Annotated in this window: 23 protein-coding genes; 17 read left to right on the forward strand and 6 right to left on the reverse strand. The window is 61.5% G+C overall.

Annotation, left to right across the window (positions count from 1 at the left end; genetic code table 11):
• The first annotated feature begins 10 nt into the window (after positions 1–10).
• The 4 genes from GR212_RS10345 (at position 11) to GR212_RS10360 (ending at position 2831) form a co-directional block, all read left to right on the forward strand.
• On the forward strand, positions 11–1102 hold the full coding sequence (locus tag GR212_RS10345; RefSeq protein WP_432444362.1) for a FecCD family ABC transporter permease: 1092 nt from the start codon (positions 11–13) through the stop codon (positions 1100–1102).
• A 7-nt stretch (positions 1103–1109) separates the two neighbouring features.
• The gene (locus tag GR212_RS10350; RefSeq protein WP_163986405.1) at positions 1110–1901 is read left to right on the forward strand and encodes a heme ABC transporter ATP-binding protein; all 792 of its coding nucleotides are present in this window, start codon (positions 1110–1112) and stop codon (positions 1899–1901) included.
• A gap of 165 nt (positions 1902–2066) precedes the next feature.
• Complete coding sequence (locus GR212_RS10355) at positions 2067–2417, forward strand: glycine zipper domain-containing protein (protein WP_163986406.1); 351 nt, start codon at positions 2067–2069, stop codon at positions 2415–2417.
• Between the two features lie 9 nt (positions 2418–2426).
• Positions 2427–2831 (forward strand): hypothetical protein, encoded by a 405-nt coding sequence (locus GR212_RS10360; protein WP_163986407.1) that lies wholly within the window; start codon positions 2427–2429, stop codon positions 2829–2831.
• Between the two features lie 88 nt (positions 2832–2919).
• On the opposite strand, the gene GR212_RS10365 is transcribed toward GR212_RS10360, so the two are convergent.
• Positions 2920–3471: an RNA polymerase sigma factor gene (locus GR212_RS10365; RefSeq protein ID WP_163986408.1), complete on the reverse strand. Its 552-nt coding sequence runs from the start codon at positions 3469–3471 to the stop codon at positions 2920–2922.
• A gap of 12 nt (positions 3472–3483) precedes the next feature.
• Positions 3484–3690 (reverse strand): NepR family anti-sigma factor, encoded by a 207-nt coding sequence (locus GR212_RS10370; protein ID WP_163986409.1) that lies wholly within the window; start codon positions 3688–3690, stop codon positions 3484–3486.
• 266 nt (positions 3691–3956) lie between these two features.
• On the opposite strand from GR212_RS10370, the gene GR212_RS10375 reads away from it, so the two are divergent.
• From GR212_RS10375 to preA, 4 genes are all read left to right on the forward strand, one after another.
• Complete coding sequence (locus tag GR212_RS10375) at positions 3957–4751, forward strand: response regulator (protein ID WP_163986410.1); 795 nt, start codon at positions 3957–3959, stop codon at positions 4749–4751.
• A gap of 228 nt (positions 4752–4979) precedes the next feature.
• Complete coding sequence (locus GR212_RS10380) at positions 4980–5930, forward strand: sensor histidine kinase (RefSeq protein WP_204326543.1); 951 nt, start codon at positions 4980–4982, stop codon at positions 5928–5930.
• A 480-nt stretch (positions 5931–6410) separates the two neighbouring features.
• Positions 6411–7769, forward strand: a complete 1359-nt coding sequence (locus GR212_RS10385) for an NAD(P)-dependent oxidoreductase (protein WP_163986411.1) — start codon at positions 6411–6413, stop codon at positions 7767–7769.
• 13 nt (positions 7770–7782) lie between these two features.
• The gene (gene preA / locus GR212_RS10390; protein ID WP_163986412.1) at positions 7783–9096 is read left to right on the forward strand and encodes an NAD-dependent dihydropyrimidine dehydrogenase subunit PreA; all 1314 of its coding nucleotides are present in this window, start codon (positions 7783–7785) and stop codon (positions 9094–9096) included.
• Positions 9097–9336: 240 nt separating this feature from the next.
• Here preA and GR212_RS10395 read toward each other — a convergent pair whose 3' ends face one another.
• Positions 9337–9981 carry a TetR family transcriptional regulator C-terminal domain-containing protein gene (locus tag GR212_RS10395; protein WP_163986413.1) on the reverse strand — a complete coding sequence of 215 codons (645 nt, stop codon included), beginning with the start codon at positions 9979–9981 and terminating at the stop codon, positions 9337–9339.
• A gap of 300 nt (positions 9982–10281) precedes the next feature.
• On the opposite strand from GR212_RS10395, the gene GR212_RS10400 reads away from it, so the two are divergent.
• Both GR212_RS10400 and hydA read left to right on the forward strand, forming a co-directional pair.
• Positions 10282–11535, forward strand: a complete 1254-nt coding sequence (locus GR212_RS10400; RefSeq protein WP_163986414.1) for a Zn-dependent hydrolase — start codon at positions 10282–10284, stop codon at positions 11533–11535.
• A gap of 48 nt (positions 11536–11583) precedes the next feature.
• Positions 11584–13038 (forward strand): dihydropyrimidinase, encoded by a 1455-nt coding sequence (hydA, locus tag GR212_RS10405; RefSeq protein WP_163986415.1) that lies wholly within the window; start codon positions 11584–11586, stop codon positions 13036–13038.
• Positions 13039–13047: 9 nt separating this feature from the next.
• Here the strand turns inward: hydA and GR212_RS10410 are convergent, their stop codons facing one another.
• A complete protein-coding gene (locus tag GR212_RS10410; protein WP_163986416.1) occupies positions 13048–13485 on the reverse strand; it encodes a cupin domain-containing protein in 438 nt (145 codons plus the stop codon).
• A gap of 121 nt (positions 13486–13606) precedes the next feature.
• Here GR212_RS10410 and GR212_RS10415 point away from each other — a divergent pair, with 121 nt between their 5' ends.
• The 7 genes from GR212_RS10415 (at position 13607) to GR212_RS10445 (ending at position 22917) form a co-directional block, all read left to right on the forward strand.
• Positions 13607–14398, forward strand: a complete 792-nt coding sequence (locus GR212_RS10415; protein WP_163986417.1) for an ABC transporter ATP-binding protein — start codon at positions 13607–13609, stop codon at positions 14396–14398.
• A 114-nt stretch (positions 14399–14512) separates the two neighbouring features.
• Entirely contained in the window at positions 14513–14848 is a 336-nt protein-coding gene (locus tag GR212_RS10420; RefSeq protein WP_163986418.1) for a hypothetical protein, read from the forward strand.
• Positions 14849–14850: 2 nt separating this feature from the next.
• Positions 14851–15738, forward strand: coding sequence for an ABC transporter permease (locus GR212_RS10425; protein WP_163986419.1), 888 nt, complete (start codon positions 14851–14853; stop codon positions 15736–15738).
• A complete protein-coding gene (locus GR212_RS10430) occupies positions 15735–16868 on the forward strand; it encodes an ABC transporter permease (protein WP_163986420.1) in 1134 nt (377 codons plus the stop codon). The genes GR212_RS10425 and GR212_RS10430 overlap by 4 nt, the downstream gene beginning before the upstream one ends.
• Positions 16869–16923: 55 nt before the next feature.
• Positions 16924–17892: an ABC transporter substrate-binding protein gene (locus GR212_RS10435; protein ID WP_163986421.1), complete on the forward strand. Its 969-nt coding sequence runs from the start codon at positions 16924–16926 to the stop codon at positions 17890–17892.
• A gap of 496 nt (positions 17893–18388) precedes the next feature.
• Complete coding sequence (locus GR212_RS10440; protein WP_163986422.1) at positions 18389–19579, forward strand: efflux RND transporter periplasmic adaptor subunit; 1191 nt, start codon at positions 18389–18391, stop codon at positions 19577–19579.
• Positions 19580–19593: 14 nt separating this feature from the next.
• Positions 19594–22917, forward strand: coding sequence for an efflux RND transporter permease subunit (locus GR212_RS10445; protein WP_163986423.1), 3324 nt, complete (start codon positions 19594–19596; stop codon positions 22915–22917).
• A gap of 38 nt (positions 22918–22955) precedes the next feature.
• On the opposite strand, the gene ureG is transcribed toward GR212_RS10445, so the two are convergent.
• A complete protein-coding gene (ureG, locus tag GR212_RS10450; protein WP_163986424.1) occupies positions 22956–23567 on the reverse strand; it encodes an urease accessory protein UreG in 612 nt (203 codons plus the stop codon).
• A 106-nt stretch (positions 23568–23673) separates the two neighbouring features.
• A complete protein-coding gene (locus tag GR212_RS10455; RefSeq protein WP_348643461.1) occupies positions 23674–24345 on the reverse strand; it encodes an urease accessory protein UreF in 672 nt (223 codons plus the stop codon).
• Positions 24346–24363: the final 18 nt, after the last annotated feature.

The raw sequence follows: 24363 nt of genomic DNA on the forward strand, positions 1-24363 counted from the left end.
CAACGATGCCATGGCAGGGCTGAAGCAAATGTCGCAAACCACGGCACGCCGTCGCGAGGGGGATCGCACCGCACTTGCGATCCTCGTCATCGCCGGGCTCGTGCTGGTTTCTGCGGTTTCATTTCTCTTCTCGATCACCACGGGCGCCTCGAATGCCTCGGTCATCGACGTGATCGCCGGCATGGTGAGCGGCAGTGCCGAGAGCACGCTCAGCATTCGCGATCGCATCGTCATTTTCGACATCCGTCTGCCCCGTGCCGTGCTTGGCTTCCTGATCGGCGGCGGGCTGGCGGTTTCGGGCGCGGTCATGCAGGGCCTCTTTCGCAATCCGCTGGCCGATCCGGGGCTGATCGGCGTCTCCGCCGGCTCGAGCCTCGGCGCGGTCGCCATGATCGTTCTCGGCGGCGGCGTCCTGGCCCCCGTCGTGCATGTCTTCGGCATATTCTCCTTGCCGATCGCCGCCTTCATCGGCGGCCTGGCAACGACGGTACTGCTCTATAAGGTGGCGACCAGGCATGGGCAGACATCCATCGCGACCATGCTGCTTGCCGGCATCGCGCTCGGTTCGCTCGCTCTCGCGGCGACCGGGATCCTCATTTACATGGCCGATGACCGTCAGTTGCGCGACCTTACCTTCTGGAGCATGGGATCGCTGGCGGGCTCGACCTGGAGCAAGGTTACCGGCGCCGGACCGATCATCATCCTTTCCCTGCTGCCTCTCCCCTTCATGGCGCGCGGGCTGAACGCGCTGACGCTCGGCGAAGCAGCGGCTTTCCACATGGGGATAGCCGTGCAGCGGTTGAAGAATATCGCTATCGTCAGCGTGGCGGCGGCAGTCGGCGCCTCCGTCGCCGTCAGCGGCGGCATCGGCTTCGTCGGCATCGTCGTCCCGCATATCCTGCGCATGGTAATCGGGCCCGACCATCGTTTCCTGCTGCCCGCCTCGGCGCTGCTGGGCGGTTCGCTGCTCATGATCGCCGATGTGGTTGCCCGCACCATCGTTTCTCCGGCGGAGCTGCCGATCGGCATTCTGACGGCAGGCGTCGGCGGTCCCTTCTTCCTGTGGATGCTGCTGCGGCAGCGCTCGCGCCTCAGCCTGTGAGCCTGCGATGATCGATGTCTCCAATCTGAGCGTCCGGCTTGCCGGCAAGCCGGTCGTGCAGGACATATCCTTCACGGCCGAAGCCGGTACCATGACGGCGATCTGCGGACCGAACGGCTCCGGCAAGACCACGACGATGAAAGCCATCTCCGGCGAATTGGCCTATCGCGGCTCGGTCCACATGAACGGAGCCGAAATCGGTGGCCTCGAGGCCTGGCAGCTTGCCGAAATGCGCGGCGTGCTGCCGCAGGCGAGCTCGATATCCTTCCCCTTCACCGTCCGCGAAATTGTTCGCATGGGTCTGACCAGCGGCCGCAACCGCCATCCGGAACAGGCAGATCGCATCGCAACGGAAGCTCTTTCCGTCGTCGATCTGGCCGGGTTCGAAGGCCGCTTTTATCAGGAGCTTTCCGGCGGCGAACAGCAACGCGTGCAGCTTGCCCGCGTACTCTGCCAGATCTCGGAGCCGGTCATCGACGGCAAGCCCTGCTGGCTTCTTCTCGACGAGCCGGTCTCCAGCCTCGATATCAGCCACCAGCTCACCATCATGACGCTTGCCCGGCAATTCTGCCGGCGTGGCGGCGGCGTCATCGCCGTGATGCACGATCTCAACCTGACCGCGCTTTTCGCCGACCGGATGGTGCTGCTGAAGAACGGCCGGCTGCAAGCCAAAGGTTCGGTGAAGGACGTGCTGATCGACCAGCATCTTCAGGACGTGTTCGGCTGCAACCTGCGGGTCAACCGCGTTCCCGCCGATGGCGCCCCCTTTGTCCTCGCTCATAGCGCGCTGACCGATTGACAACCGCAATGCCGATTCTGGAACTTTTTGTTGCATCCGCGCGTTGACACAAGCGATCGAAATCAATGTTTCGAACGGACGATAGTTTAGTGTGTCGGGTAATTCCGACCAGCGCGGGATAATGGGCGCCACAGGCGCCCGAGCAAAAACCAAAGGGAGCTGACCATGGCTACATCTATTCTCCATTCGGGGCGCGGCAAGCGCAATGGCACCAGCCTGGATGACGTCGAGGCAAGCATCGAAGAGCAGATCGAATCGCTGCGCGAGGAAGTCGCGGCCTTTGCCAAGCTGATCGGCGAGAACGGGGCAAAGCAGGGCAAGAAACTGCGTGCCAGTGCCGAATCCGGCTTCGATGACCTGACGGTTCGCGGCGAAGAATTGCTGCGCGATCTCCAGCGCGGCTATGCAAGGGGCTCGCGCGAAATGCGCAGGACCGTGCGCCAGCACCCGGTCGCCACCATCGGCGCCGCGGCCGCGTTCGGCCTCGCTGTTGCTCTGTTGCTGTCTCGCCGCTAGGGTGGCGGGATGCTCGCTCCGATCCTCGGCCTGCTTCTGTCAGGCACATTCAACCGCACCGTTGCGCGAACCAAGCGCAACGGTATTTTCATCGCCATCGCGGCGCTTCTCCTGTTTACCGGCTATGCCTTTGCACTTGTAGCGGCCGCCATATGGCTCGCGACGATCTATGGCGCCGCCGTCTCGGCGCTTCTGATAGCGGCGGGCGCGCTGGTGCTGGGGCTGATCGTCCTCGTCATCATGGCCATCATCAACCAGCAGGAGCAGCGCCGCGCCCGCGAGCGCCGTCTCGCGATGGAATCGATGGCGGCCGCGGTTCTCGGCCTCGTGCGCAAACAGCCGCTGATGACCGCAGCCGTTGCGGCAGCTCTCGTGTTCGGTAATCTCTTTGGAACGCGCGATGAAGACGACTGATCCGGTCGCCTGAAACAACTCGACAGCGGCCGACAGGCCCGCATCGTCAAATGAGAAACGGCCCGGTCGGAAGACCGGGCCTCTTTTGTCAGAAGGCGAATGCCTTGGAGGTCAGCGGAGCCGATGTCGCATCGGGGCCGAAATCCGCTTCGCCGGAAATCCCCAGCAGTTCCTGCAGGCGCTGTCGCGCGCGGTTGACGCGGCTCTTGATCGTACCGACCGCGCAGCCGCAAATCTCGGCGGCTTCCTCATAGGAAAATCCGGATGCGCCCACCAGGATGATGGCTTCGCGCTGATCCGGCGGCAGCTGATCCAGCGCCTTGCGGAAGTCCTGCAGGTCGACCGCACCATATTGCGAGGGATGCGTTGCCATCGATTCGGTGAAGACGCCGTCGGTGTCCTGCACCTCGCGGCCGCTCTTGCGCATCTGGCTGTAGAGCTCGTTGCGCAGGATGGTGAAGAGCCAGGCCTTCATATTCGTGCCCATCTCGAAATGATCCTGCTTCGCCCAGGCCTTCATGATCGTGTCCTGGACGAGATCGTCGGCCCGGTCGTGACGACCGGTCAGGGAGATGGCGAATGCACGCAGGCTCGGCAGAGCTGCGAGAAGTTCGCGTTTGAAACTGGTTTGCGTTTCCATCGCGCCCACCTCCTATTCGGAGACCTTTGCGGAGGCCGAGCGTTCGGCCTGATCCAGCTTCTCGAGAAGATCGAGAAAACGATCGGGAATAACTTCGTCCTGCATGGCGGCGTAGAATGAACGCAGCCGGTTGCCGATCTGATTGTTGGGATCGAGGATATCTATCGCACGTAGGTCCGACGCCTTCTTGTCTGCGTCCTCGTGATTTTGGATAGTCATTTAACCCGCTCGCTTCTTACTTGTCTCGCGTTCATCGATAAGGCGCGCACTCTTGCCCCCCTCGTCCAGGAGACCGGTCGACCTCGTCCAAAACTATTACCTAACGAATCGTAAAGGTTGAGGTCTGCCGATTGTAAGCATTGTAATGCGACTGCCTAAAAAAAGTTCCGACAAAGAGGAACTTTTTTACTGAACTGACGTTTGTTAGTCATTCCAGCCTCTGCGGCTGTATTTAATTAGAATTTTATAAAAGGCGGGAGCCATTGATGACACTTTCCACACGTATTGCGCCGCATCTTCCGTATTTGCGCCGCTATTCCCGTGCCTTGACCGGAACGCAGACGTCGGGAGACGCTTATGTTGCCGCGGTTTTGGAAGCCATCATCGCCGACATCTCCATCTTTCCGGACACGGATAGCGACCGTGTCGCACTCTATAAACTGTTCACGAAGCTGTTCGGTTCCGTGACACTTCAGATTCCCGAACCAACCTCTCCCTTTGCCTGGGAACAGCGCGCCTCGGTGAACCTTTCCAAGGTCTCCCCGCTTGCCCGCCAAGCGTTCCTGCTGGCCTCGGTCGAAAGTTTCCGTCTCGGCGAGATCGCCGATATTCTCGACGTCTCGGAAAGCGATGCCATGCACCTGCTCGATACCGCGTCCCAGGAAATCTCGCGCCAGGTGGCGACGGACATCATGATCATCGAAGACGAACCGCTGATCGCGATGGATATCGAGCAGATGGTGGAAAGCCTCGGGCATCGCGTCACGGGCATCGCCCGCACGCATGCCGAAGCCGTGGCGCTCTATAATGCCACGAAGCCGAACATGGTGCTTGCCGACATCCAGCTCGCGGATGGCAGCTCGGGTATCGATGCCGTCAACGACATCCTGAAATCCGCCAGCATCCCGGTGATCTTCATCACCGCCTTCCCGGAACGGCTGTTGACGGGCGAGCGGCCCGAACCGACCTTCCTCGTGACCAAGCCGTTCAACCCGGACATGGTGAAGGCCCTCATCAGCCAGGCACTTTTCTTCAACGAAACCACGAAGGTAGCCGCCTGACTGACGTGAAGACCCTAGGGCGGAACAAAAATTATGACCGGGCGTTGGGGTTGAGGACGGCCGGTTTACCGACTGTTATACGGGGCGATTTTATAGGTCGGTTCAAATTGTTACGTGTGAGAATGTCCTATCGGCGGAGTTCTCGGAATTCGAGTGAAAGGCAAGCCGGTGAATACGTCTGAACCATTACCCGGCGCGCCTTTGAGTGTGGAAGGCAAAGCCGCTCTGATGGAGCGGGCGCTTTCGAGCGCCAACGTGTCGATATTGTTTCAGGATACGACCCTTGCAATCCGCCACGCCGATAATTTGCCCGATCATTTGCAGCCGCTTCTTGTCATAGGCGGCAATGACGAGCATCTGTTCGGCGAAAAGGACGGCGAACATCTTCTGAGACTGAAGAAGGGCGTTCTCGATAGCGGCAAGCCCGTGACCGCCGAGGTCGAAATCGCCAGTGGCGACGGCGTACGCATCTATGAACTGAAGATGGAGCGGATCGGCGGGCGCAAGCCGCAGGGCGTGCTCTCCGTGATCTCCGAAATCACCGAAAGCCGCCATCGTGAAAAGGTTCTGAAGTCGCTGCTGCGCGAGCTGTCGCATCGCTCCAAGAACCTGCTCGCGATCATTCAGGGCATTGCCACGCAGACGGCGCGTCATACGCTTTCCGTCGACAATTTCCTCATCAAGTTCCGCGGCCGCCTGCAATCCCTGTCGAATTCGCAGGATCTGATCACGGATTCCAGCTGGCGCGGCGCCTATCTCTTCGAACTCGCGGAAAAGCAGTTCGCCCCTTATTGGCCCGATGCCGGCGTGCCCATGCCGATCTATGGGATTAACGCACATCTGACACCCAATGCCGCCGTGCACCTGGGGCTTGCCCTGCACGAGCTGATCGTCAATTCCGCATCGCATGGCGCCATCTCGACGGGTGCCACCAGCATCACGCTGAATTGCAAGGAAGCCGAACTTGACGGCAAGAAGGCGATAGAAGTTGCCTGGTCGGAGCGCTTCTACGCCCCTTCCGATCATGAATTCGAGGACAACAGCTTCAGCCGCACGGTGCTCGAACGCGTCGTGCCGACCTCCATGAACGGCCGCGCCCACTTCGCCATCACGGACGGCGGCATCGGCTATCGCCTGACCATTCCCGAAACCGAATATGAAATCCTGAGACGCCGCTGAGGCCCACGGCAAAGACAAAAGAAAACAGCCAGTGCGAGGGCGGCGCACTGGCTGCTTTGCACTCATCGGGAGGGGACCGTGAGTAGAAGTCCTGAGATGTATTGGGCGTGCATCGGAAGATGCGATATCGTCAGGACATTTGCATAACGACGCTACGAAGCCTTGGTTCCATGCCATCGTGAAAAAATTCATCTTTTCTTCACATCGCCAGCGCCGGTCAAAATGCCAGCGGCCTCCTCGGGCGGCTTCATGCCTTCTGGCAAGACCATGATGCAGCCGAATATCCACGCCTGCATCCGTCAAGAATTCAACTCAAAAACAATAGGTTGAATGACCGCCTTCGGCTTTTCTCCGGTGACCCGCGGCCCGATTGAAAGGCAGGTCAAGGCACATTCGGCGGCAAAAATTTTACCGTTTGATAAATTTTTTATCCTGAGTTACCGTTCCAGCACTAGCCGTTTACTATAAGAGGGAACTTCAATGGGACGACTGGAAACTGGGATTCATAAAGGCAGGCTCACGCCCGCCGAATATGATGCAAACTTTTCCGATCTTCACCCGCGCCTCAACAAACACGAGGCGCTGGTCGCATCAGACCGCTGTTATTTCTGTTACGACGCGCCGTGCATGACGGCCTGTCCCACCTCCATCGACATTCCGATGTTCATCCGCCAGATCTCGACGGGCAATCCGATCGGCTCGGCCAAGACGATCTTCGACCAGAACATCCTCGGCGGCATGTGCGCCCGCGTCTGTCCCACCGAACAGCTCTGCGAGCAGGCGTGCGTGCGCAACACCGCCGAAGAGCGTCCGGTCGAAATCGGCCGTCTGCAGCGCTACGCGACGGACGCGGCAATGGCGGAGAACAAGCAGTTCTATTCGCGCGCCGAATCCACCGGCAAGAAGATTGCCGTCATCGGTGCCGGCCCGGCCGGGCTTGCCTGCGCACACCGTCTCGCCGTCAAGGGCCACGACGTCACCATCTTCGACGCCCGCGAAAAGGCCGGCGGCCTGAACGAATATGGCATCGCCACCTACAAGGCGGTCGATGACTTCGCGCAGAAGGAAGTCGATTACGTGCTCGCCATCGGCGGTATCGAGGTGAAGAACGGCCAGGCGCTCGGCCGCGATTTCAGCCTTTCCGACCTCTCCCAGCAATATGACGCCGTGTTCCTTGGTCTCGGCCTTGCCGGCGTCAACGCGCTGCGCGCCGAAGGCGAAGAGCTCGACGGCGTTGCCGACGCCGTCGCCTACATCGCCGAACTTCGTCAGGCCGGCAGCAAGGCAGATATCGCCATCGGCCGCCGCGTCGTCGTCCTCGGCGGCGGCATGACCGCCATCGACGCGGCTGTGCAGGCCAAGCTGCTCGGCGCCGAAGAGGTGACGATCTGTTATCGCCGCGGCAAGGAGCATATGAACGCCTCGGAATTCGAGCAGGATCTGGCCGCCTCCAAGGGCGTCATCATCCGCCACTGGCTCGCCCCGAAGCGCATCCTCGACAAGGACGGCAAGGTCGCCGGCATCGAGGTCGAATATACCGAGCTGCGCGACGGCAAGCTTGCCAGCACAGGCGATGTCGGCGTGATAGCCGCCGATCAGATCTTCAAGGCGATCGGCCAGACGTTCGAGGCTTCAGGCCTCGGCGCGCTGCGCATCGAGTCCGGCCGCATCGTCGTCGATGACGAAGGCCGCACTTCGATCGAAGGCGTATGGGCCGGCGGCGACTGCGTGCTCGGCGGCGATGACCTGACGGTCTCGGCCGTAGCGCACGGTCGCGACGCGGCCGAATCCATCAACCGTGCGCTCGCTGCCGCCAAGCCGGCCGTTGCAGTCGCCTGAAAGGAGAACCGACATGGCTGATCTCCGCAATAATTTCGTTGGCATCAAATCCCCGAACCCGTTCTGGCTGGCTTCCGCGCCGCCGACCGACAAGGCCTACAACGTCGAGCGCGCCTTCAAGGCGGGCTGGGGCGGCGTGGTCTGGAAGACGCTGGGCGAGGAAGGCCCACCCGTCGTCAACGTCAACGGCCCGCGCTACGGCGCGATCTGGGGCGCCGACCGCCGCCTGCTCGGCCTCAACAATATCGAGCTGATCACCGACCGCGACCTCTATACCAACCTGCGCGAAATGAAGCAGGTGAAGAAAAACTGGCCGGATCGCGCGCTCATCGCCTCGATCATGGTTCCCTGCGTCGAGGATGCCTGGAAGGCGATCCTGCCGCTGGTCGAGGAAACGGAAGCCGACGGCATCGAACTCAACTTCGGCTGTCCTCACGGCATGTCCGAGCGCGGCATGGGTGCCGCCGTCGGACAGGTGCCGGAATATATCGAGATGGTCGTGCGCTGGTGCAAGCAATATACCCGCATGCCAGTCATCACCAAGCTGACGCCAAATATCACCGACATCCGCAAGCCTGCCCGCGCCGCCAAGGCCGGCGGCACCGACGCCGTGTCGCTGATCAATACGATCAATTCGATCGTGTCGGTCGATCTCGACAATTTCGCGCCGAACCCGACCGTCGGCGGCAAGGGCAGCCATGGCGGCTATTGCGGCCCGGCGGTGAAGCCGATCGCGCTCAACATGGTGGCCGAGATCGCTCGCGATCCCGATACCTACGGCCTGCCGATCTCCGGCATCGGCGGCATCACCACCTGGCGCGATGCGGCGGAATTCCTGGCGCTTGGCGCCGGCAACGTGCAGGTCTGCACGGCTGCGATGACCTACGGCTTCAAGATCGTCGAGGAGATGATTACGGGCCTTTCCGACTGGATGGATGAGAAGGGCCACCGCAGCCTGGACGATATCATCGCCCGTGCGGTGCCGAATGTCTCCGACTGGCAGTATCTCAACCTCAACTACATCGCCAAGGCCAAGATCGACCAGGACGCCTGCATCAAGTGCGGCCGTTGCTACATCGCCTGCGAGGATACCTCGCACCAGGCGATCACCAACATGGTCGATGGCGTCAGGCATTTCGAGGTGATGGACGACGAATGCGTCGGCTGCAATCTCTGCGTCAGCGTCTGTCCCGTCGAGAACTGCATCACCATGGAAGCCCTGCCGGCCGGCAGCCTCGACAAGCGTACCGGCAAGGTCGTCGACCCGAACTACGCCAACTGGACGACCCATCCGAACAATCCGATGGCACGGCAGGCGGCGGAATAAAGGCGGGAGAAACCGCGTAGGCATGAATTGGCGGTCGCAGCTTGCTGCGGCCGCTTTTTTTTCCACAAATTTCAGGGTCGCTAATATCGGAGGCCTGCCGGCTCGCGGAGGCGGCTTCAAGAACCGTTGCCTGAAATCCGGCCGGTACGACGGCATTGAACGGGACAACTATTTTAGCGAGCGGCGCTGAGAATCATCAGCCTCGCGCGACACGATCCCCCGGACAGATTGCGCCGCAGCTCAGTTGTGGCGAATGCGAAGTCCGTCGACGAAAAGCTGCTCCAGATAGCGCGCGGCGTCCTCGAATCGCCCCTCGCCCGAGTGCTCCTGCCCCAGTACCGCACGCACCTGCACGTCGAAGTCGGCATAATGCTGCGTCGTGGACCAGATCGAGAAGATCAGGTGATAGGGATCGCATCTGGCGATCTTGCCGGCCTGGGCCCAAGCGCGGATGACCTCCGCCTTCTCATCGACAAGGCTTTTCAGCGGCCCGCGCAGCTCGTCCTCCACATGCGGGGCGCCCTGCAGCATCTCATTGGCGAATAGCCTGCTTTCGCGGGGAAAATCGCGTGCCATTTCAAGCTTCCGACGGATATAGGAGCGGATCTCGCTCTCGGGATTGCCGTTGGCGTCGAAGGCGCGCAACGGCTCCAGCCAGGTAAACAGCACCCGGTCGATCAGCGCCCGATGCATCGCCTCCTTGGTGCGGAAATAGTAGAGCAGATTGGGCTTCGACATGCCGGCCACCTCGGCGATCTGGTCGATGGTCGAGCCGCGGAAGCCGCTGACGGAAAATACGTCCAGCGCAGCCTCGAGTATGATTTCCTCTTTCTCTTCCTGGATTCGGGTGCGGCGCTGCGTCTTGGCGGCTCTGGGGATGGCCATGTGTGCTCTGTTTCTCCTTGAAATCCAAGCCTTTCGGCCGAGCTCTCATTCACCCTGTCGATGGATAGAATTTAGGCAATCGCCTGAAATTTTATCGGAAATTTTCGTGCTTTTCGTCTTGAGCCGCGCCACGGAAGTTGTAATGTTTACCAATCGGTCAAATTATCCGTCAGATGTTTCTTAAAGGCAACTGGCGATTTTCCGGGCGAGAAAAACAAGACGACGCTCCGGAACAAGACCAACGGGAACAATTGGGCATGCGCCTTGCATGCCCCAGGACAAACAGGTGAGGATTGCATCATGGTGGCAGCGCCAGGAGAAAACATGCGTATCAATGGCGACCGCCTTTGGGATACGCTGATGGACATGGCGAAGATCGGCCCCGGCATCGCCGGCGGCAACAATCGTCAAACGCTGACGGATGCCGACGCCGAGGGACGCAGCCTTTTCAAGACCTGGTGCGACAAGGCGAGCATGACCGTTGGCGTCGACAAGATGGGCACCATGTTCGCGACCCGCGCCGGCACCGATCCGGATGCGCTGCCGGTCTATGTCGGCTCGCATCTCGACACCCAGCCGACCGGCGGCAAATATGACGGCGTGCTCGGTGTGCTCGCAGCCCTCGAAGTCGTCCGTACGATGAACGACCTCGGCATCAAGACCAAGCATCCGATCGTGGTCACCAACTGGGCCAACGAGGAAGGCGCGCGCTTTGCGCCCGCCATGCTGGCCTCGGGCGTCTTTGCCGGCGTGCATACGCTGGACTATGCCTATGGCCGCAAGGATCCGGAAGGCAAGACCTATGGCGAGGAGTTGAAGCGCATCGGCTGGCTCGGCGACGAAGAGGTCGGCGCCCGCAAGATGCACGCCTATTTCGAATATCACATCGAGCAGGGACCGATCCTCGAAGCCGCGGACAAGACCATCGGTGTCGTCACGCACTGTCAGGGCCTGTGGTGGCTGGAATTCACGCTCACCGGCAAGGAAGCGCATACCGGCTCGACGCCGATGGCCATGCGCGTCAACGCCGGCCTTGCCATGTCGCGGATCGTCGAGATGGTGCAGAGCGTGGCGATGGAAAACCAGCCGGGCGCCGTCGCCGGCGTCGGCCAGGTCTTCTTCTCGCCGAACTCGCGCAACGTCCTGCCGGGCAAGGTGGTCTTCACCGTCGACCTGCGCACGCCCGACAAGGAAAAGCTTGATCGCATGCGTGCCAAGATCGAGGCGGAAGCGAAAAAGATCAGCGACAGCCTCGGCGTCGGCTGCTCCGTGGAAGCCATCGGTCATTTCGAGCCGGTGACTTTCGATCCGAAGCTCGTGACTTCCGTGCGCAATGCCGCCGAGAGGCTCGGCTACAGCCACATGAACATCATCTCCGGCGCAGGCCATGATGCCTGCTGGGCCGCCAAGGTCGCGCCCGCCACGATGGTCATGTGCCCCTGCGTCGGCGGCCTCTCGCACAACGAGGCCGAAGAAATCTCCAAGGAATGGGCAGCCGCAGGCGCGGATGTGCTGTTCCACGCAGTCGTCGAGACGGCGGAGATCGTGGCTTGACCGCCACGATTCCCAGCATCGGAACCCCACACATTTGGAGCAGACACCATGAGCACAGTCATCAAGGGTGGAACCATCGTCACGGCCGACCTGACCTATAAGGCGGATGTGAAGATCGAAGGCGGCAAGATCGTCGAAATCGGGCAGAACCTCTCGGGCAGCGAAGTGCTGGATGCTTCAGGCTGTTATGTCATGCCCGGCGGCATTGACCCGCATACGCATCTCGAAATGCCGTTCATGGGCACCTATTCCTCCGACGATTTCGAGAGCGGCACGCGCGCGGCCCTTGCCGGCGGCACGACGATGGTGGTGGATTTCGCCCTGCCCTCGCCCGGCCAGTCGCTACTCGAGGCGCTGACGATGTGGGACAACAAGTCCACCCGCGCGACCTGCGATTACTCCTTCCACATGGCGATTACATGGTGGGGCGAACAGGTCTTCAACGAGATGGAAGCCATCGTCCGCGACAAGGGCATCAACACCTTCAAGCACTTCATGGCCTACAAGGGCGCCTTGATGGTGGACGACGACGAGATGTTTTCTTCGTTCCAGCGCTGCGCCGAGCTCGGCGCCTTGCCGCTCGTCCATGCCGAAAACGGCGATGTCGTCGCGCAGATGCAGGCAAAGCTGCTGGCCGAAGGCAACAACGGGCCGGAGGCCCATGCCTATTCCCGTCCGGCCGAGGTCGAGGGTGAGGCGACGAACCGCGCCATCATGATCGCCGACATGGCCGGCTCGCCCGTCTATATCGTTCACACCTCCTGCGAACAGGCGCATGAAGCCATCCGCCGCGCCCGCCAGAAGGGTATGCGCGTCTATGGCGAGCCGCTGATCCAGCACCTGACACTCGACGAAAGCGAATATGCCAATGCGGATTGGGACCATGCCGCCCGCCGCGTCATGTCCCCGCCATTCCGCAACAAGCAGCATCAGGACAGCCTCTGGGCTGGTCTTGCCTCCGGTTCGCTGCAGGTGGTCGCGACCGACCATTGCGCCTTCACGACGGAGCAGAAGCGCTTCGGCCTCAACGACTTTACCAAGATCCCGAACGGCACCGGCGGCCTCGAGGATCGCATGCCGATGCTCTGGACCTACGGCGTCAACACCGGCCGCCTGACGATGAACGAATTCGTCGCCGCCACCTCCACCAACATCGCCAAGATCCTCAACGTCTATCCGAGGAAGGGCGCGATCCTCGTCGGCGCCGATGCCGATATCGTCGTCTGGGATCCGAAGCGCTCGAAGACGATCACCGCCAAGACGCAGCAGTCGGCGATCGACTACAACGTCTTCGAAGGCAAGGAAGTGACGGGCCTGCCGCGCTACACGCTGACGCGCGGCGTCGTCGCCATCGAGGAAGGCGCGGTAAAGACCAGGGAGGGCCACGGCGAATTCGTCAGGCGCGAGCCGTTTACCGCCGTCAACCGGGCGCTTTCGACCTGGAAGGAAGTCACCGCGCCGCGCAAGGTGCAGCGCAGCGGCATTCCCGCAAGCGGGGTGTGACGCTTGCCATCAACGCCTCGGCTCATCGACCGCTTGGCGCGGCACATACCGCTCCAGATCCGGCAGCAGGACGACGCTTTCCTGCTCGTTCGGATCGGTGCGGGCGATGATGGCTGTCGCCGGCCGGTCGCTGAGATTGGCGGGAAGATGCGGAACGCCGGCCGGGATATAGAACATCTCGCCCTCGCGGACGATGACGTGCTCTTCGAGTTCGTCCCCGAACCAGCAATGCGTCTCCCCGGAAATCGCGTAGATCGCCGTTTCATGCGAGGCATGGAGATGCGCCTTGGCGCGGGCGCCCGGCGGAATGGTCAGAAGATGCATGCAGATCCCCGTCGAGCCCACTGTCTCGGCGGCGATCCCTTCGAAATAGTTGAAGCCCTGTTTTCCGGCATAGGCATTGCCGGGCCGCACGACATGGCAGGTGGGCTTCGATGAAACACTCATGGCATTGCTCCCCTGGATTTCGCAGCCGCAAGGCACCCTCGCCAATCCAGGCCGCAATGCCAAGCAGGATAACACGCAATCCGCCCCGACCGCGCGGCGAAAACAGGACTGGTAGGTGTTAATGACGTCATCCGCTTCCTCCGTCGTCTCCGCGCGGAATCTCTGTCTCACCTACAATACGAACGACGGGCCGGTGCACGCGCTGAGCAACGTCGATCTCGATGTACGCAAGGGTGATTTCGTCTCCTTCATCGGTCCGTCCGGCTGCGGCAAGACCACCTTCCTGCGTGTGATCGCCGATCTCGAGCGCAAGACCTCGGGTGATATCACCGTCAACGGCATGTCGCCGGAAGACGCCCGCAAGGCTCGCGCCTACGGCTACGTCTTCCAGGCCGCGGCACTCTATCCCTGGCGCACGATCGAGAAGAACATCGCTCTGCCGCTCGAAATCATGGGTTATGACAAGGGCGAGCAGGCCAGGCGCATCGCCCAGACGCTCGAACTCGTCAACCTCAACGGCTTCGAACATAAATTTCCCTGGCAGCTCTCGGGCGGCATGCAGCAGCGCGCCTCCATCGCCCGCGCGCTGGCCTTCGATGCCGACCTCCTGCTGATGGACGAGCCCTTCGGCGCTCTCGACGAAATCGTGCGCGACCACCTGAACGAACAGCTGCTGAAGCTGTGGAAGCGGACGAACAAGACCATATGCTTCGTCACCCACTCCATCCCGGAAGCCGTCTACCTTTCGACCAGGATCGTGGTCATGTCGCCTCGTCCCGGCCGTGTCGCCGACGTCATCGAATCGACGCTCCCGACGGAACGGCCGCTCGGCATTCGCGAAACGCCGGAATTCCTGGAAATCGCCCATCGCGTGCGGGAAGGCCTGAGAGCGGGGCACAGCTATGAAGAATAGGTCGATACACAGCGCCGTCACGCGACCTCCCGTCACCCTAACCCAACTGCGGGGCACCGGGAGAAGGTGGCCAACAGGCTGGATAAGGGGCCTTCCCATGACAGGAGGCGCGTTATGAACCCGCAATTCCTCCTTTGGCTCGCCGGCGCGATGGCAATCTTCATCAGCGGCGCGACCGCCTCGCGCGCCTATATTACCAACAACAACATACTGGTCCTGATCCTGGCGCTCGTTCTCTATTGCGTTGGGAACCTGATGATGGTTCGGCTGATGCGGGAAGGTGGGCTTGGCCTGGCCATCTCGGCCTCTTCCATCGCACAGCTCGTCGTCGTCAACATCATCGCCTTCATGGTTTTCGGCGAGCGGCTAAGCCTGCAGCAGCTTGCCGGCGTGGGCTTGGGCATCGTTGCCATGGCGCTCATGCTGCTTCCCGCGCAAGGAAGGGCATGAGCATGGAAAAGGAACAGTTCTTCAAGCACAAGTTCCTGCCGGTCACGACCATCGTGCTGGCGATCCTCCTGCTTTGGTACGTCTTCGCCTTTCTGCTCAACGCGCCGTTCCAGCGCGATATCGACCGGCGCGGCAATGTTGCGCCAACGATGGTGGAATTCATCGGCAAGACGCTGTCGCAGCCGAAGCCAACGCTGCCTGCGCCGCATCAGGTCGCGCAGAACGTCTTCGAAAACACGTTCCTGCGAGTGCCCACAAGCAACCGCAGTCTCGTCTATAACGCCTGGGTGACCCTGGCTCCGACGGCGGTCGGCTTTGCCTTCGGCACCATCCTCGGCATCCTCTTTGCGGTCGGCATCGTTCATCTCGTCGCGCTCGACCGCAGCCTCATGCCCTGGATCATCGCGTCGCAAACCATACCGATCCTTGCCATCGCACCGACGATCATCGTCGTCTTCAGCGCTCTCGGCATAGACGGACTGATCCCCAAGGCTCTCATTTCGACCTATCTCTCATTCTTTCCCGTCACCGTCGGCATGACAAAAGGCCTGCGTTCGCCGGAAATCATGCATCTCGACCTGATGCGCACCTACAATGCCAGCTCCTGGCAGACCTTCTGGAAACTGCGCGTACCCGCTTCGATCCCATTCCTCTTCACCTCCATGAAGGTCGCCATCGCCGCAAGCCTCGTCGGCACGATCGTCGGCGAGCTTCCCACGGGCGCGGTTGCCGGCATCGGGGCGAAGTTGCTCGCGGGCTCCTACTACAGCCAGACGATCGACATCTGGGCAGCGCTGGTCGCCGGCTCCGTTCTTGCGGCAATTCTCGTCGGCATCGTCAGCATCGCTGCCCGCATCGTCGACCGTTCGATGGGAGGCAGAACGGCATGAAGCATTTTCATTTTTCCTGGCAGGGCGCGCTCTCCCTTTTTCTCTGTCTTGTGGCGATCCCCGCGCTGCCGCTGCTTGGCGCCGATGCCGCCGCGCCCGTCAGCAGCGGAACGACATTTGTCGTTTTCATTCTCATTGCTGCCGCCGCCGCCTTCTCCTTCATGAATATCTCAAGGGACCTGTGCGCGGCGATCCTCTTCTTCGGGGCGCATGCTGCGGCATGGCTGCTGCTGTCGGGGGTTTCCGGCAATGAAGGCACGGCACAGATATCCTTCTTCATTCTGATTGCAGCCGCATGGCTGCTGGCGTGGAGATGCGTTTCCGTCCTGTCCTCGATGCGCGCGCAATCGACTGCCGGCAACTACGCGCTGCGCCTGTTGATCCCGGCGGTCTTCGGCGTATGGATCCTGATCATCTGGGAAGCGGTCACGCGCGGCGCCGGCGTTTCCCTGGTTCTGCTGCCGCCGCCCAGTGCCATCGGCGTCAGAATCGCCAATTCGCTGCCGACGCTCTGGATCGACGTCCGCCAGACGATCCTGACGTCTGTCCTGATCGGCTACATCATCGGCTGCGCCAGCGGCTTCGTCGTTGCCATCCTCGCGGATCGCTTCGCCTTCCTGCGCCGCGGTCTGCTTCCGATCGGCAATTTCGTCTCGGCGCTGCCCATCATCGGCGTCGCGCCGATCATGGTCATGTGGTTCGGCTTCGATTGGCAGTCCAAGGCTGCCGTCGTCGTCATCATGACGTTCTTCCCTATGCTGGTGAACACCGTGACGGGCCTCACCGCCGCCGGCAACATGGAACGCGACCTGATGCGCACCTACGCATCGAGCTACTGGCAGACCCTGTTCAAGCTGCGCCTGCCTGCAGCCGCCCCCTTTATTTTCAACGCGCTGAAGATCAACTCGACCCTGGCAATGATTGGTGCCATCGTGGCGGAATTCTTCGGCACGCCCATGTCGGGCATGGGCTTCCGCATTTCAACCGAAAACGGCCGGTTGAACCTCGACATGGTCTGGGCCGAAATCGCGGTTGCCGCGATCGCAGGCTCCGTCTTCTACGGTATCGTCGCCATCATCGAACGAATGGTGACGTTCTGGCATCCGTCTATCCGTGGTGGGCAGACGTAATCCAGGATCTCCTCAAGGGATCAAGGCATAACTCCAGAGGGAAAAGGGTGAAGACATGAAAAAAATAATGTTTGCATTGATGGCGAGCGCAATGACGCTCGCCGCCACCCAGGCTGCAATGGCAGCGGACAAGGTGACGCTGCAGCTGAAATGGGTGGCCCAGGGCCAGTTCGGCGGCTACTTCGTCGCCAAGGACAAGGGCTTCTACAAGGAGGAAGGCCTCGATGTCGATATCAAGCCGGGCGGCCCGGATATCGCTCCCGAACAGGTGATCGCCGGCGGCGGCGCCGATGTCATCGTCGACTGGATGGGCGGTGCGCTGGTTGCCCGCGAGAAAGGCGTGCCGCTGGTCAACATCGCCCAGCCCTTCGACAAGTCCGGCCTGGAGCTGATCTGCCCCAAGGACGGCCCGGTCAAGACGGAGAAGGATTTCAAGGGGCACACCCTCGGCGTCTGGTTCTACGGCAACGAGTATCCGTTCTTCGCCTGGATGCACAAGCTTGGCCTGAAGACCGACGGCGGCAAGGATGGCGTCAACGTGCTGAAGCAGAGCTTCGACGTGCAGCCGCTCGTCCAGAAGCAGGCCGACTGCATCTCCGTCATGACCTATAATGAGTACTGGCAGGCGATCGATGCCGGTTTCAAGGCGGAAGACCTGACTGTCTTCAACTATACCAAGCTCGGCAACGACCTTCTGGAAGACGGTCTCTACGTCAAGGAAGACAAGCTGAAGGACGCGAAGTTCAAGGCCGACATGGTGAAGTTCGTTCGCGCCTCGATGAAGGGCTGGAAATACGCCGTCGAACATCCGGACGAAGCCGCCGAGATTGTCATGGACAACGGCGGTCAGGATGAAAACCACCAGAAGCGCATGGCAGGCGAAGTCGCCAAGCTGATCGGCAGCGGCAAGCTCGACATGAAGCTTTACGACCGCACGATCGAAGCCCTGCTCGATCAGAAGATCATCACCAAGAAGCCGTCCGGCGCCTATACGCATGAGATCACGGACGCCGCGCTGAAGTAGTCTCAAACCGCTTCCAGCCACTGAAACGCGCGAGATTTCGGCCTCGCGCGTTTTTTTTCATTTTGTAACAGCGGCAACAAAAGGCTGGCTTTCTTGCAGCATTTGGCTGAAAAGCCCTCGGCCATCAACTATTCGAATGCTGACATCACAATGCCGTGATTGCTTCGCAAGGTTGCGAAGGATAGAAATACCCGCGAAATCATTTTCTCGTGATCTTGCGAGAATTGAAAACCGCTCCCATCTACAAGGCGATTTTAGGATGAGGGACCCGCAACGCATGACAGACGGATATTACAGCGCCGCACGTCAAATATGACGCGCAAAGGTCGCTGTAACACTTTAAATTTGCTGCATAATTTTATCCTTAAATCGATTCCGATTTAAAGAATTATGCAGTAATCCGCCGGGTAAGCCGGCTCGCATGCATTGATCCCCCGTGTTCGCGACGGAAAACAGCGAAATCTCATTTACCAAATGCCGAACTGGAACCGGACGCATGGCCCTCACGCCGTTTAGACTTCTGAGCACGACCGCAATCCTGCTTTCCCTGCTTTCGGCACACGCCGCGCTGGCAGAGCAGCCAGCCGTTACCGCGCCGAAGCAGAACCTGCCCGCGATCGTCATCACGGCCGCCGCGATCCGCCACCTGACCGACAAGGTCGTTGCGACCGGGACCGTGAAGGCCGTCGAGGAGGTCTATATCCAGCCGCAGGTGGATGGTCTCTCCATCCGCTCGCTCAACGCCGATGTCGGCGACAAGGTCGATGCGAACAGCACGCTCGCCACGCTGAACGACGATGCGCTGATCCTGCAGAAGAGCCAGATGGGAGCGACCCGGGCCAAGGGCGAGGCAAGCCTTGCACAGCTGCGCGCGCAGCTCACCGAGGCTCGCGCCAATGCGGAAGAAGCGGAATTGCAGCGGATCCGAGCCGTCGCCATGGGCGCCAAGGGCACGGTATCGACCTCCTCGGTCGAGCAGGCGACGGCTGCAGCCGCCGCCAACAAGGCGCGCGTGGTTTCCGCCGAACAGGCGATCGCGGTTGCCGAGGCCGATCTCAAGGTCACGGACAGCCAGATCGCCGACACCGACCTCAAGCTTGCCCGCACCGGCATCAAGACCCCGGTTGCGGGCACCGTCGCCTCGCGCAACGCCCGCGTCGGCGCCATCGCCAATGGCAATGGCGATCCGCTCTTCACCATCATCCGCGAAAGCCAGCTCGAACTGGTGGTCGATGTATCCGAGAGCGACATTACCAAGATCGCCATCGGGCAGAAGGCTCTCATGGCGCTTTCCGGCAGCCGCGAGAAGCTTGCCGGAGCCGTCCGTCTCGTTGCGCCGATCGTCGATCCTGTCACCCGTCTCGGCGCGGTGCATATCTCCATCGACGATGGCGAGAAGGCTCGCGCCGGCATGTATGGCAGCGCCGAGATCATCATTCGCCAGGAGGATGGCGTCGCCCTGCCCCTGACGGCCGTCAACAGCGATGAAAACGGCTCCTCCGCCCGCAAGGTCGACAACGGCGTGGTCAAGTTCGTGAATGTCGAGACCGGCATTCAGGACGGCGGTTACGTCGAGATTCTCAACGGCCTCAAGGCAGGCGACGAGGTCGTCGCCAAGGCCGGTGCCTACGTTCGCGACGGCGATCACATCACGCCCGTGCGCGACGCGTCGCAAGCCTCCAACTGAGCGAGAACGGCAAGATGAACTTCTCCGCCTGGTCAATCCGAAATCCGGTCGCGCCGCTCCTCGGCTTCTTCCTGCTGATGGTGGTGGGCGCGCACGCGTTCTTCAATCTGCCGATCACCCGCTTCCCGAACATCGATGTGCCTGTTGTCAACGTCACCGTAACGCAGAGCGGTGCCTCGCCGGCCGAGCTCGAAATGCAGGTGACGAAGGAGGTCGAAGACGCGGTCGCCGGCATCAACGGCATCGACGAGATCCAGTCGACCGTCACCGACGGCCAGTCGCAGACCGTGGTCATCTTCCGCCTGGAAGTGCCGACGGAGCAGGCGGTTCAGGACACCAAGGACGCCATCGACCGCATCCGCGGCAACCTGCCCTCCACGATCGACGAGCCAATCGTCTCCAAGGTCGACGTCGAAGGCCAGGCGATCCAGAGTTTTGCAGTTTCCTCGCCGAACATGACGCTGGAAGAACTGTCCTGGTTCGTGGACGATACCGTCAAGCGCGCCCTGCAGGGCCAGGCGGGCATCGGCCGCGTCGACCGCTACGGCGGCGCCGACCGCGAAGTGCGCATCGAGCTCGATCCGAACAAGCTGAACGCCTACGGTATCACGGCGCTTTCGGTGAGCCAGCAGCTGCGCAGCACCAATATCGATCTCGGCTCCGGCCGCGGCCAGGTTGCCGGCAGCGAACAGGCGATCCGCGTGCTCGGCGACGCCCGCAATGTCGCCCAGCTTGCCGATACCACGATCGCGCTCACCAACGGCCGCTTCGTCAAGCTCTCCGATCTCGGCGTAATCAAGGACACCTATCAGGAACCGAAATCCTTCTCGCGCTTCGACAGCGCGCCTGTCGTCACCTTCGGCGTGTTCCGCGCCAAGGGCGCCAGCGAAGTAACGGTCGCGAAGACGGTGGCCGATACGCTCAGCAAGGTACGCGTGGAGAACCCGAACGTCTCGATAGAGATGATCGACGACGCCGTTTACTACACCTACGGCAACTACGAGTCCGCGATGCATACGCTGCTCGAAGGCGCCCTGCTGGCCGTTATCGTGGTGTTCCTGTTCCTGCGGAACTGGCGCGCGACGCTGATATCGGCGGTTGCGTTGCCGCTGTCTGCGATCCCGACCTTCTGGGTCATGCACCAGATCGGCTTTTCGCTGAACCTCGTGAGCTTCCTGGCGCTGACGCTGGCGACCGGTATTCTCGTGGACGACGCCATCGTCGAAATCGAAAATATCGCCCGCCACATCAAGATGGGCAAGACGCCATATCGGGCCGCCATCGATGCTGCCGACGAAATCGGCCTGGCGGTGATCGCGACCACATTCACCATCATCGCGGTCTTCGTGCCCGTCTCGTTCATGCCTGGCATCCCGGGCCAGTATTTCATCCAGTTCGGCCTCACGGTCGCCTTCTCGGTGTTCTTCTCGCTGCTGGTGGCGCGCCTGATAACGCCGATGATGGCGGCCTATCTGATGCGCGCCGAGGATGGCGTCGAAGATCATCACGACAATGACGGCCGCTTCATGCGCGGCTATAGCTGGCTGGTGCGGCAGACGACGAAGCGCTGGTACACGCGCTATCCGACGCTGATTGCCGCCTTCGCCTTCTCGGTCGCCTCCGTTGTCGCCCTCGTGATGTTCGTCCCCGGCAGCTTCATTCCGCCGGACGATTCCTCGCGCATCGTGCTGTCGGCCGAATTGCCGCCGAATGCGCGGCTCGACGACACGGAACTTGCGACCAACGAAATCTATCGGCGCGTGAAGGATATCGACGGCGTTGAAAACGTCTTCGTTCTCGGCGGCGCATCGCCGAAGGGCGATCTGGAACTGCGCCGCGCAACCGTGACGCTGACGCTCGGCAAGCTCGACCAGTCGCTGACGAAGAAGCTGGTGAACGATGTTCTCGGCTCGCTGCCGGTCATCGGCCCTTACTTGCCGAAGGTCGCCGTCCACGGCCGCGTTCGGCCGCAGTGGGATGTGGAAAAGGAAGTCTTTGCGAAGCTGCGCTCGATCCCCGACGTCCGCATCACCAAGCTGAACGACCGTGGCGACCGCGACCTGACCTATAACTTCCTCTCGCGTAGCGAGAAGGATCTGAACCAGGCCGTCGGCATTCTGGAAGCCAAGCTGCGGACCGACCCGGCGCTCGCCAATGTCAGCGCCGACGGCGCCCTGCCGCGTCCCGAACTACAGATCTATCCGCGCAAGGACGAAGCCGCGCGCCTCGGCATCACCCCGCAGATGATTTCCGATACCATCCGCGTGGCCACCATCGGCGATATCGACGCCTCGCTCGCGAAGATCTCGCTCGACGACCGCCAGATCCCGATCCGCGTTCAGGCCTCGCTCGGCATGCGCCGCGATCTGGCGGCGATCCGCGCCCTGCGCATCAAGACCGCCTCGGGCACCACGGTTCCGCTATCGAGCGTTGCCGACATCGACTATTCGGAAGGCCTGTCTTCCATCAAGCGCAACAACCGCTACCGCGTCGTCGCCATCGGCGCCGACCTGCCGCAGGGCGTGGCGCTGGATACGGCGTCCGAACACTTCCTCGACATCGTCAACAACGCCAAGATCCCGACAACGGTGCATCTGGCGGAAAGCGGCGACACCAAGGTCCAGAAGGAAATGCAGCAGAGCTTCGGTAATGCCATGCTGCTTGGCCTTCTGCTTGTTCTGACGGTGCTGATCCTGCTGTTCAAGGACATCATCCAGCCCTTCACCATTCTGCTGTCGCTGCCCTTGGCGATCGGCGGCGTGGCGCTGGCATTGATCCTGACCGGCAACGCGCTTTCCATGCCCGTCATGATTGGCATTCTGATGCTCATGGGCATCGTGACGAAGAACGCCATCCTTCTGGTCGATTTCGCCATCGAGATGATGCATCAGGGCATGCCGCGGCTGGAAGCGGTCGTCGAAGCCGGCCGCAAGCGGGCCCGCCCGATCATCATGACCTCGATCGCCATGTCGGCCGGCATGTTGCCGTCCGCCCTCGGTGTCGGCGAAGGCGGCTCCTTCCGCGCACCGATGGCCATTGCCGTGATCGGCGGCATCATCGTCTCCACCGTGCTCAGCCTGGTGGTCGTGCCGTCCTTCTTCCTGATCATGAACGACCTGTCGCGCCTGCTCGGCTTCCTCTTCGGCAAGCTTGTCGGCAAGAAGGATGCGGATGACGAGGTCGTGACCAAGGAAGGCCTGGCGGCCGCCGTCAACGAAAACCGGCAGTCGCTCGCCACGTTGGAAGAGCGCCTGGAGATCATGGAAAGCAGGGGCACGCGCAGCGCAAAGCCGGCAGGCACGAATGTGCTGAAGCTCCCGCCCTTCGCGGCGGAATAAGACGGCCTAACTGGATATACGAGAAATGACGGGGCGGCTCAAAGGCCGCCCTGTTCCTTTAGGAAATCGACGATCCTGCCGACGCCCTCGCCTCGCTTCATGTCGGAAAAAACGAAGGGACGAGCCTGACGCATCCGGGCCGCATCCCGATCCATCACGTCGAGATCGACTTCCACGAAGGGCGCCAGATCCTTCTTGTTGATGACGAGAAGGTCCGATCTGGTAATGCCGGGGCCGCCCTTGCGCGGGATTTCCTCGCCCTGGCAAACCGAAATCACGTAGATGGTGATGTCGGCAAGGTCAGGCGAGAAGGTTGCCGCCAGGTTGTCTCCGCCGGATTCGATGAAGACCACGTCCAGGTCGGGAAGCCGCTCGTTCAGGCCGGCGATAGCCTGCAGGTTGATCGTCGCGTCTTCGCGGATTGCCGTATGGGGGCACCCGCCCGTTTCGACGCCGACGATGCGATCCGACGTCAGCGCCTGCATCCGCACCAGCGCCTCGGCGTCCTCGGTCGTATAGATATCGTTGGTGACGACGGCGACGGAATAATCGTCGCGCATCGCCTTGCACAGCTTCTCCGTCAGCGCCGTCTTGCCCGAACCGACCGGGCCGCCGATGCCGACACGCAAGGGTCCATTTCTCGATTTCATGCTCGCAACTCCGATAAAGCGATAGCATAGCGAAGCACCTCGCCGCCGCACAGCGGCGAATGACGTAGGCCGTGCTTCGATTTCGGTATTTTCCCGGCAATGGACATCACGAACGAAAGAGCCGCGTGCCCTGGGTTTCATGCCTCAAGCTCGCAATGTCCGCGTGGACGCTCGCCGAGCCGAGTTCGTCAAGGCTTGAGTGCGCTGCGCGCCGCGCCACATCGGCAAGGAGATCCTCCAGCCGCGCAAGGATGGCGACGCCTTCCTTCTGTCCGCCGATGCCGAGGCGGATACCAGCCGAAACCATCTGCGAGACAAGCGCATGAAGGAAGGCGGCGGTGGCCTTTTCGGCCGGGATGCCATGCGCCCCCGCAACGGCCCCGACCGCAACCGGATAAGCCGTCCTTGCCGGAAGCATGGAAAAGATCTCGTGCGGCCAGGCGGCCGCCGCCGAGAGGAAGGCATCGCCAAGCAGCATGGTCTCATTATGGCGCTCTTTCGAGCCGGCCAGCGCCTCGGCGAGTTCGGCAACGGCTGCAAGCCGCGTCATGTCCCCACCGGCGCGATGCGCCTCGGCCAGCAGCACCGCGTCATTCCATACCGAACCATGCCGGATGAGGGCCGCAATCCAATCCTTGAGCCCGATGCCGTCGCCCACCAGGCCGTCGTGGACGGCACGCTCCAGGCCGCCGGAATAGGCGAAGGATCCCACCGGAAACGCGGGCGACAGCCAAGCCATCAACCGCAGGAGCGCCTGCAGATCGCGATTGTCCGTCACCGCCGTATCGGTCATCAG

The organism is Martinezella lusitana, assembly GCF_010668395.1.
Taxonomy (GTDB): Bacteria; Pseudomonadota; Alphaproteobacteria; order Rhizobiales; family Rhizobiaceae; genus Rhizobium; species Rhizobium lusitanum_A.